Source organism: Methylomagnum sp., from assembly GCF_054333355.1.
The window spans coordinates 1-10,578 of record NZ_JBTEKS010000130.1; the positions used below are offsets into that span (position 1 = coordinate 1).

General features: G+C 63.1%; 4 protein-coding genes. 1 reads left to right on the forward strand and 3 read right to left on the reverse strand.

All coding sequences use genetic code 11. The features are described 5' to 3' along the window. Positions 1 to 25 precede the first annotated feature (25 nt). Entirely contained in the window at positions 26 to 148 is a 123-nt protein-coding gene (locus ACXWUF_RS11565; protein ID WP_458494835.1) for a hypothetical protein, read from the reverse strand. A 36-nt stretch (positions 149 to 184) separates the two neighbouring features. Next, positions 185 to 3,550: a DUF4132 domain-containing protein gene (locus tag ACXWUF_RS11570; protein ID WP_458494836.1), complete on the reverse strand. Its 3,366-nt coding sequence runs from the start codon at positions 3,548 to 3,550 to the stop codon at positions 185 to 187. A gap of 289 nt (positions 3,551 to 3,839) precedes the next feature. Between ACXWUF_RS11570 and ACXWUF_RS11575 the strand changes: the two genes are divergently transcribed. Further along, positions 3,840 to 7,202 (forward strand): N-6 DNA methylase, encoded by a 3,363-nt coding sequence (locus tag ACXWUF_RS11575; RefSeq protein ID WP_458494837.1) that lies wholly within the window; start codon positions 3,840 to 3,842, stop codon positions 7,200 to 7,202. 143 nt (positions 7,203 to 7,345) lie between these two features. Here ACXWUF_RS11575 and ACXWUF_RS11580 read toward each other — a convergent pair. Continuing rightward, positions 7,346 to 10,578, reverse strand: a 3,233-nt coding sequence (locus ACXWUF_RS11580) for a DUF4132 domain-containing protein (RefSeq protein ID WP_458494838.1), incomplete at its 5' end; no start/stop codon positions are given.

Below are 10,578 nucleotides of genomic sequence, written 5' to 3' on the forward strand. Positions count from 1 at the left end.
GGGCTAAAGCCCGCTCCCACAGACCCTACGGCCCTGTCTGCTGATTAATCGGCGCCAGCAAATCCACGTCCCGCATCGCCTCGCTGATGGCGAGTGGGGCCAGCGCGGCGAGGGACACCCGCTCACCGCCCACCTCGCGGAAGGCCACCAGCGCGTAGGTCGGGCATGTATTCCCATGCCCGACCTACGATTTGGGCGGTGCCAGCAAATCCGCGTCGCGGATCAATTCGCTGACCAAGATGGCATCAAGCTCGGCGATGCTCAACTTGCGGTCGGCGTAGTGGCTGCCCAAGCGGTGGACCTCAATATGCGGGATGAGCTGCGTGGGCGTGTCGGCAATCCCGCCCAGGTGATAGCCCGGCGAGAGCGTCAATTCCGCTTGCAGCCCATCCGGTAGCCGCTTCGCGAACGACCACACATAGCCGCCATCTGCCCCGCTCTGTTCCCAGCCCCGGCTGGGAAGGCCCAGCACGGCGACCGTGGCGACCGGCTTCTCGGCGAAGCGCTCGATGCGGCCCGCCGCCCGCTCCGCGTCGGTGAGCGCGTAGGTCTCGCGGCCCAATTGCTTGAAGGGCTGGGGAATTTCGTAATCGGCGAAGATTTGCACGAAATCGCGGCCCAGCTCATCCGGCAGTTCCAAGGCGTGGACGAGACCCACCACCGCCTCCGCCGGGAGTTCATGGGTGTCGTCGCGACGGTCGGCCAGGGTCAAATCCTCCGCCACCCGAAAGGCGTCCACCAGTTGCCCATCGCGGTACACGCCCCACACCAGCCGCCTCGCCAACTGCCGCATCACCGGATGCGCGATGAATAAGCGCCGGAACACCTCCCCGCGCCAGCGGCGGCGCTCGATCATGGCCCGCTCCAGCCGGACGATTTGCAAACTGGCCATGGCCTTGGCCTCCTTCTTGATGGCCTTGAAACGCTCCACCGCCACCTTGGCCCGCGCCGCGTCGTCCTTTTGGTTGGGCTTGGGCAAATCTTTGAGGCGCGTCCCGGCGGCGTCCTTCACATAGGGCTTGAGGAATTCATCCAGGCCCACCACGAACCGGCGCGGCCCGAAATCCAGCGCCACCACGCCCTGTTCGTCTAGCTCTAAATCGGGAATCAGCCGGTCGGCCAGTTCCTCCGCCGTCAGGTCCAAGGCCTCCGCCACCTGGGTGATTTTTTGGCGGGCCTTCTCTTGCAGCGGCTTGGATTTCACTTTGTGGGCGATGCCGTGTAATTGCAGCAAGGCCCGGTCGGTGCCGATGACGGCCAGCACATCCAACCCCGCCACGGCGCGGGCCAGAGCGCCCACTGTGGGCCAGATGCGGATTCTCTCGGTCAACCGCCGGGCGGCTTCGTCATCGCCCAGCCAGCCCAGAACGTGATAAGCCCAATTCTCCTTGGGCGGCGCCCCGGCCATCTGCCAGGCGTCGAACACATCCCAAGCGAACCCGGCCAGCGACTCGGGGGTGCAGGCCGCTTTGACGGTAGCTAGGCCGACATAAGGCTCGTGCAGCTTGCCGATGGTCAGCATCCGCGCCAGATGCTCGACGGCGGTCAGCGGCAAGGCGCCGCCGCTTCGCAACCGCGGGCGACGGAACGCGGCGGGCGTGAAGAACTCGGGCAGCTTGGGCATTCGGGCCGGGACGATCAGGGCCGGATCGACCTTCAACAGCACATCCACGGCCTTAACGGCGGCGTCGCCATAGCTGGCCGCGATGCGGCGCAAGTCCGCCTCGAAGCCCTGCCCCGCCAGCCAGCGCAAGGCGAATTGGGCGTTCTCGCGGGGCACGCGCTCCTTGCCGAAGGCGGGCGGAATCAGCGCGGCGATGGCGGTCTCAGCATGGGCGCGGAGCCAGGCCATGGCGTGGGGCTGGGCCTTCTTGAGATGCTTCAGGGCGTGGGCCGCGATGGGCACCAGCCGAACGGCACGGATCGGCAGGGCCACTTGCAGCCCCACTTCGGTATCGGAAGGCATGAAGGCAAATAATCCCGGCAGGCAGGCCAGTTCGTGGCGGGCGATCAGCGCCCGAGTCCCCCAGGCTTTATGCCAGAAGGACGCTGGCAGGTGGTTCCAAAGTCCCAGCGCGGCTTGATCAGGCAGCCGCGACAGGAGGGCGGGATAACGCTGCCGGTAGCCATGGTCGTGGAGGTCTGCGCCGTCCAGCGGTTCACCGGCCAAGGCCCGCTCATGGGCGGTGTTTTTGATGCCCAATTGGTTCAGGAAATAAAGCGACTCGGGTTCGCCGGGCGGTTTGTTGCGGAGCAGCCAGTGTTGAGCGCCAATGGGCGGCTGGTCCCATGCCTCGCGCTGGTCGGCTTGCCACAGCATCGCATCGGCCTGTTCGATGGGCGCGAGGGCCAGGGTGGGCGTGGCCGGGATGCGCTTCACCCAGGGCGGATTGCGGAGCAACTCGGGCAGCGCCTCGTCCGGGGCTTCGTTGGCTTGGGACCGCGCCGCCACCAGCCCCGCGAAATAGTCCCGCTCGGCAGCAGAACAGGCCGCGAGGGCCGGTTCGACGCACTCGGGCAAGCGCAACGCCAGCGCCACCGCCCAGCTTTCCACCAGACTGGCCCGCGTGGCGGCGGCGTGTTCCACCGCGCATTTGAGCAGGGCGGCGGGCCATTGCTCGGTGAGCTTGTCGAGCGCGGCGTGGACCTCCCGGTTATCCAGCCGCGCCACCAGCAGCGGCAACAGGCCCGGAACCCTGACCCGCAAGGCGAATTCGATGAACTCGTTCCGCGAGTCCTTGGTGTCCTGGCTATCCAAGGCCAGCCCTATCAATGGCAGGGCGGCTTCCTCGCCATAAAGGTGTATGTGCAACAAGCACGCCCGGCGGGTTAGGGGAGAACTGAACCAGCGGCCCCGGAAATGTCGGCAGGCGGTCTCCACCGACATCACCGTTTCATCCAGCCACCAGGATTTTTCCATGGAGGCACCCGGCTCTACGCATTCCTCCGCCCACGCCTGTTGCTCCGGGAATAGGTAGCTAATCATGCGGTCCAGCAAGGGCGAGCGCCCGCGAAAGTCCGTCGCTGTCTTCAGGGCGGCTTGATAATCCGGTTCCGGCGCGGCGGCCAAGGCGTGGCGCAGCCAGTGATAGATACGGTTATGGGCGATGGCCTCGCCGGTTTCCAGCACCACCCGGACGGCGAAGGCCAGGGAGTGGGCGGCGCTGGCAGCCTGGATGACCCATTCCAGGCTGGATGTGCCTTGTAACCAGTCCCGTCCACGAGCAGCGCACTGGGCGAAGACCGCCACCCAATAGCCAAGGTCCGGGCGGCGCAGCCGTTCGGCGGTGAGCTGGTCCGTCGCTTCGGCCTGGGTCCAAGGCGTGCCCCCCAAGCCTAAAGCCGCCGCCAATTCCAGCCAGCGCACTTGGATTTTCTGCAAATGATGGGAACTCAGGTCGGCAGAAAATATGGGCGGATTGGGCAGGCACGCGACGGGCATGGCGAAGGGCGGAACATGGACGCCCCGGATGATGGGCAGCTTGGCGCGGAATTTGTCGGTCCACTCGAAGCCGCCAGTGGGCCAGTCGATTTGGGGGGAAATAGTCATGGGGATTTTCCTTTTAGGACTTACACAGCTTTTGGCTTGTAGTCCCGCCTTCAGACGGTTTTTTGCCGCCTGAAGGCGGGGCTACGAACTCTGTTTAAACCATTGAGAAGTTTGTGGGGCGGGCAGGTATTCCCATGCCCGACGATCCGCAGCCATCATCCGTGCGTCGGGCATGGGTACATGCCCGATCTACAGGGCTGTTCGTTCCAGCCAGACAGCTATCCATCCAGCATCGCCCACAGGTACTCTATTCCGTTTTGAAGCAACCACACTCAGGGCCTTTTTTATCGTGACAGACCCTTACCGCTTAGTAACCGCTCTCGAATTCGACGACCTCGGAAACGGCCAATGGGCGCGCCGTTTTCATTACCCCGCGACCGGCGAATACGTCATCACCGTCGATATTCCCCGCCAAGCCATCCATTACCCGAAACCCATCGTATTGGGGGACCGCACCACCAGCAATTTCGACCATGACGAGAATTTTGTCGTGTTGGAATGCGTTTGCCGACTGCTGGCGAAGGGCTACGATCCGGCCACGTTGATTCTGGAGAAACGCTATCAAGTGGGCCGGGGCGCGTCCGGTGGCAAAAGCGACATCACCGTGCTGCATCGCGTCCCCGATCCCACCGAACAGGAGAATGCCCCGCCGCTGCTCATCATCGAGTGCAAGACCTTCGGTCCCGAGCACGACGCAGAGAAGCGCAAGACCATCGAAGAGGGTGGCCAGCTTTTCGGCTACTTGCAACAGGATCGCAGTGCGACCCACCTGTGCATCTACTCGTCGCAGTTGTTCGAACTGACCGGCGAGATCGAATACCGCTGCGACATCGTTCCGGTCGTGGATTCGCCCGAAGCCCGCAAGAAATTCGAGGACAAGGAGAAGGCCGAGAGCCACAGCGCCGCCCGCCTCGCCGTGCCGCTGTTCGAGTACGCCTATAACCGCGAAACGCTGCATCACGCCTGGAAAACCACCTACGGCGGACAATTCCTCGACCGGGGCATTTTCGAGGAGGAATTCACGCCGTATTCCATCGGCTACCAGCCGCGCCGCCGCAAAGACCTCAAGGAGTTCAGCGGCGAGAACGGCAGTGTCAAAGCCTTCAACCAGTTCATGGAAATCCTCCGGCACAACAATGTGTCGGACAAGGAGAACGCCTTTAACCGGCTGTGCGCCATCATTCTCGCCAAGCTGGTGGACGAGGAGCGCGGTGAGGACGATATCCTCGATTTCCAATGGTTTCCCCACCGCGACACGCCGGAAGACCTCATTGACCGTCTGCAACGCCTGTACAAGCGCGGCATGAAGGATTCGCTGGGCGAGGACATCACCTATTTCGAGGAAAAGGACATCGACAATGCGTTCATGGCCCACAAGCGGGATATGGCGCGGAACGAGGTGAAGAAAATCTTCCGCGCCCTCAAGTTCTACACGAACAATGATTTCGCTTTCAAAGAGGTCCACAACCGCAAGCTGTTCGAGCAGAACACCCAGGTGGTGCGGGAAGTGGTGGAGTTGTTCCAGGGCTACCGGCTGAAGTACACCAGCAAGCAGGCGTTCCTCGGCAACCTGTTCGAGCTGTTGCTGAACAGCGGTTTCAAGCAATCCGAAGGGCAGTTTTTCACCCCCGTCCCCATCGCCCGCTTCATCGTCCGCTGCCTGCCGCTGCGTGAGCGCATCGCCGCCACCCACGAGGCCGGGCAGTTGCGGGTGTTGCCGCGTCTGATGGACTACGCCTGCGGCAGCGCCCATTTCCTGACCGAGGCCATCGAGGAGTTGCAGGAAGATTTGGCGGCGCTGGATTTGCCGGAAGCCGCCAGCACCACTTGGGCGCGGGATTGCGTGTGGGGCATCGAGAAGGATTACCGGCTGGCCCGCACCGCCAAGATCGCGCTGTTCCTGCACGGGGCCGGTGACGCCAACATCCTGCACGCCGACGGCCTGGACCACGACGATGCCATCCTGCCCAAGCCCGGCACGCTGGATGTGCTCATCGCCAATCCGCCGTATTCGGTGAAGGATTTCAAACAGCATTTGGGCTTGCGGGGCAATAGCTTCACCCTGCTGCCCCACTTGACCGCGAGCAGCAGCGAAATCGAGGCGCTGTTCATCGAGCGGGCCGCGCAGTTGCTCACGGTGGGCGGGCTGGCCGGGCTGATCCTGCCCGCCTCGATCCTCAGCAACGGCGGCATTTATCAGCGTGCCCGCGCTTTGTTGCTGGAAAAGTTTCTGCTGCGGGGCATCGTCGAACTGGGCAGCAGCGCCTTCATCGCCACCGGCACCAACACCATTGTGTTGCTGTTGGAGCGCCGTTCCGATCTGCATCTGGAGCATGTCCGAATCCGCGCCGATGTGCTGTTCATTGAGGGCGACCAACCCAACGACGTTGATTTTGCCGATAGCGACGCGCTGTCGGCCTACTGCGCGGCGGCGGGTTTGGAGTTCGGTTTGTATCGCCAATGGCTGGCCGATCCGGCGGGCGAATTGCCGCCGGAGTTGGAAGCCGCGCCGCTGTTCGTGGCCTATCAGCGGGAGTTCGATGGGCTGGCCGAGACGCGCAAGCGCAAGGAGCAGAAGTCGTTTTTGAAGCAGGCCGAAGAGGAGCGGCGGGCGGAGTTGCGCGGCAAGTTCCTGCGCTATTGCCGGGAGGCGGAGCGGGTCAAGTTCGTGTATTTCGCCTTGGCGCATATCGGGCGGTTGAAGAAGGGCGAGATCGTGCCGCAATGGACCACGGTGCTGCGCGGCCCGGAGGGCAAGGCTGGCGAGCAGGTGTTTCTCGGCTACAAGTGGAGCCAGCGGCGCGGGGCGGAGGGCTTGGTGTTTTTGCGGGAGCCTTATGACGGCGGGGCCTTGTACACCCCCGGCCTGGATGGCCGGGACGAGCCGCCCGGCAAGGCGGCGCATTATTTCCGGCGGGCGTTTCTGGGTGAAGAGGTCGGGGATGTGCCGGACGGTTCGCCGCTGGCCGGGTTGCTGCGGGCCGCGCCCACGGCGGCGTTTTTCGATTTCTCGCGGACGGGTTGTGATTTGGCGCTTCAATTATCGCCGCAGCAATTAGCGATAGCTCTTGAATTTGCTACCAAATACCCGCTTGAAGCGCTGTCCAATATTTTGGAAATCAACCCGCCGAAGGATTTTGCCAATCTCGATGAAAATAGTGAGGTTTCATTTATTGAAATGGCGAGCGTCAGCGATAAGGGCTATGTAGAGACGGTCGTGACGAGGAAACTCTCTGAGGTTAAAGCAGGGTATACGCAGTTCCGGGAAAAGGATGTCATTCTCGCCAAAATTACTCCGTGTATGGAAAACGGAAAAATAGCTTTCTTAGATAAGCTCCCGACCAAAATTGGGTTTGGTAGCACCGAGTTTTTCGTACTGCGTTCCAAGGAAGAAACTACCGCAAAATATATTTACTATCACCTTAATTGCGAGGAATTTCGGCAGGTTGCAGCCCAAGCCATGACGGGCGCGAGCGGTCATCGCCGGGTGCCTAAATCGTTTTTAGAAACTCTGCGGCTCCCTTTTCCACCTCCATCGGTACAAAAGAGTATTGTGAAAGCGATAGAGGATCTACAAAGAAAAGCGCGGACCTACGTAATCAAAGACCTTGATGCGCAAATACGGAAAATTTTGCTGGACGGTATTCGCTAACCCGGACGGAATTCTAATACCCCTACTGGAGCGTTTTCGCTCCGACCATGCCGACTGAGCACAAAAGGTAGGTCGGACATGTGCTCATACCCGACGTTTCCAGCCTCAGGGACGTTTAGTCAGTCATGGAATACATGCCCGACCTACGATTTGAGCGGCGCCAATAAATCCGCGTCGCGGATGATCTCGCTGACCAAAATCGGGTCCAGTCCGGCGAGGTCAACCACACCATCCTTGCCCCAGGTGCCCTGGCGGCGCACCGTGATGCTGGGTATGCTCTGCTCCGGCTCGTAGGACATCTCACCCACCACCGTGCCCGGATCAAGCTGCAACTCCGCCTCCAGCCCGCCGGGCAAGCGCTTGACGAACTCGCCCACCCAGCCCGCGTCCTGTGCCTCGCCCCGTTCCCAGCCCCTATTAATCAGCCCCATCACGCTGCCGGTGGCGACCTTCTTGGCCTTGAAGCGCTCGATGAGATTGCTGCGGCGCTCCTCGTCGGTCAGGGCGTAGGTCTCCCGGCCCAGTTGCTTGAAGGGCTGGATGATTTCGTAATCGCCGAAAATCTGGCCGAAGTCGCGGCGGATGTCCTCCGGCATTTCCAGGATGTGGGCGAGTCCGACGGCGGCGTCTTCCGGCAGGCTATAAAAATCGTCGTTGTGGTCGGCCAAGCTCAGGTCTTCCGCCACCCGGAACGCCTCGGCGAACTGGCCGTCGCGGTACACGCCCCACACCAGCCGCCGCGCCAGGTGCCGCAGCAGCGGATGTTCCAGAAAAAACCGCCGGAATTCTTCGCCCGTCCAACGGCGGCGGTGGCACATGGCGAGTTCCAGCCGGGTCACTTGCAAGCTGGCGATGGCCTTGGCGTCCTTCTTGATGGCCTTGAATAGCTCCACTGCCGCGCCCGCCCGCTCGGCGTCGTCACTTTTGTTGGGCTTGGGCAAGTCCTTGAGGCGAGCACCCGTCTCGTCCTTCACGAAGGGTTTCAGTGCCTCGTCGAAGCCGACGAAGAACCGGCGCGGCCCGAAATCCAGCACCGCCGTGCCCTGTTCGTCCAGCCCCAAATCGGGCACCAGTCGGTCGGCCAGTTCTTCGGCGGTGAAGCCACGGGCCTCGGCGACCTGAGTGATTTTCTCCTTGGCCTTGTCCTGCAAGCCCTTGAATTTCACCTTTTGGGCGATGCCGTTGAGGTGCATCAAGGCCACGTCGGTGCCGATGGCGGCGAGGATGTCCAGCCCCGTGACGGCGCGGGCGTGGGCGGCTTCGCCGGGCCATTCGCGGATTTTCGGGGCGAGGCGGCGGGCGGTTTCGTCGTCGCCCAGCAGGCCCAGCGCGGTGAAGGCCCAGCCCTCCTTGCTCGGGGCGGTGGCGGCCAGCCACGCCTCGAACACGTCCCAGGCGAACTCGGCCAGCGAGGCGTGGGTGCAGGCGTTCTTGACGATGTCCAGCCCGGCGTAGGGTTCGTCGAGCTTGCTGATGGTGAGCATCCGGCCCAGATGCTCGACGGCGACGAGCGGCAAGGCGCCCCCGTCCATTAGGACCGGGCGGCGGAAGGCGGCGGGCACGAAGAAGCCGGGCAGCTTGGGCATTTTCGCCGGGACGATCAGGGCCGGGTCGGCACCGAGCAGCCGGTCCACGGCGTCGGCGGCGGTGTCGCCGTAGCTGACGGCGATGCGGCGGACTTCGTCCCCGAAGCCGTCCTGAGCCAGCCAGCGCAGGGCATATTGGGCGTTGTCGCGGGGCGCCCGGTCCTTGCCGAAGGCGGGGGGAATCAGGGCGGTGATGGCGGTTTCAGAGTGGGCGCGGAGCCAAGCCGTGGCGTGGGCGCGGGCTTTTTTGAGGTTTTTCAGGGCGTGGGTGGCAAGCGGGGCGAAGTCGGCACATCGGAACGGCAGCGCCAAGGCCAGTCCTTCTTCCAGGCGGGCGGCGGCATAAGCCAGCAAGCCGGGCAACGCTGCGAGTTCATGGCGGGCGACCAGGGCGGGCAATGAGCTTTTATTCCAGTCATGCCAGATGTTCGGCGGCAGACCATTCCAAACCGTTATCGCCGCGAGGTCGGGCAGCATGAGCAACAGGGCTGGGGATTCGTAGTAATGGTCTTTTTTGATGAGGTCGTCAGAACTGAGCGGTTCCCCCGCTAAGACCTTCGCGTAGGCATTGAACCTGATGGGCAGGCGGTTCAGACAATAGGTTTCCGGGGTCAGGTCGGGGGTTTGTTGCTGTAGCTGCCCCAAATGATGGGCGATCCAAGGCGCGGCTTCATCAACAGTCCAAGTCGCCTTAGCGCCTTCCGGCCAAACCATTTCCCCGGCCTGTCCCAGCGGCACGAGGACAAGAGCGGGCAAGGGTTCGGGCCGCTTTTTCAAGGTCCACGGCGGGTTCCGCAGCAATTCGGGCAGCGCCTCCACCGGGGCTTCCTCCGGCTGGGCCAGTTCGATCAATAAGCCTTGAAAACGCTCCCGCTCGGCGGCGCTGCAAGCCGCCAGGGCCGGGGCCACGCACTCGGGGAAACGCAGCGCCAGCCGCGCCGCCCAGCCTTCCAGGCCACGGTCATGGCGGGCCACGGCCTGTTCGATGGCGGTTTTGAGGGTGGCGATGGGCCATTCCCCGGCCACATCGTCCAGCGCCACGCGGACCTCCTTGTTGTCGAACCGGCCCACCAGCGCCGGAATCAGGGCGGGAACCCGCATCCGCCGCAACAGCTTCACGAACTTGGCCGTGTCGTCCTTGCCGCTCGCCTTGTCCACCAGCATTTCCAGGAAGGGAAACGCGGCCTCGCCGTGCAGCTGCACTTGCAGCAAGGCCGTCGGCGGCGTGTCATACGCGCTCACATAACGACGGCGGTAATAGCGGCAGGCCATTTCGACGGACATGACGGTTCCAGCCAGCCACCACCAGCCGTCATTGCCACTGGATTGGGCCACGCATTCCTCCGCCCATTCGCGCATTTCCGGGAAGAGATAGCTCACGATGCAATCCAGCTTATCCGTGCGGCCCCGGAAGTCCCCGGCGGTTTGGCGGGCGGCGAGGTAGTCGTCCTCCGGGGCGGCGGCCAGCGCGTGGCGCAGGAATTCGTAGGCGTTACGCATGACATACGAATGGTTCTGGCCGCTACCGGCTTCCGCCAACCACAGCAAAAGCCCGGTGGCGAACGCCGGGGAGTGCAGCACAAGGGTGGCCCGCACCGCCCACAGCAGATGCCGCTGCTGGTTATAGTCGGCCCGCGCCGCGCATTGAACGATCAGCTCATGCCAATAATCGGGATCATCGCCCCGCAGCAAATCGGGCTTCAATTTCTCCAGCGCTTCGGCCATTGTCCAGCAGCGCACCATGCCCGCTAGCCCTGTCCATAGCCGTTGCATCCAGGCGTAGGGGTTGT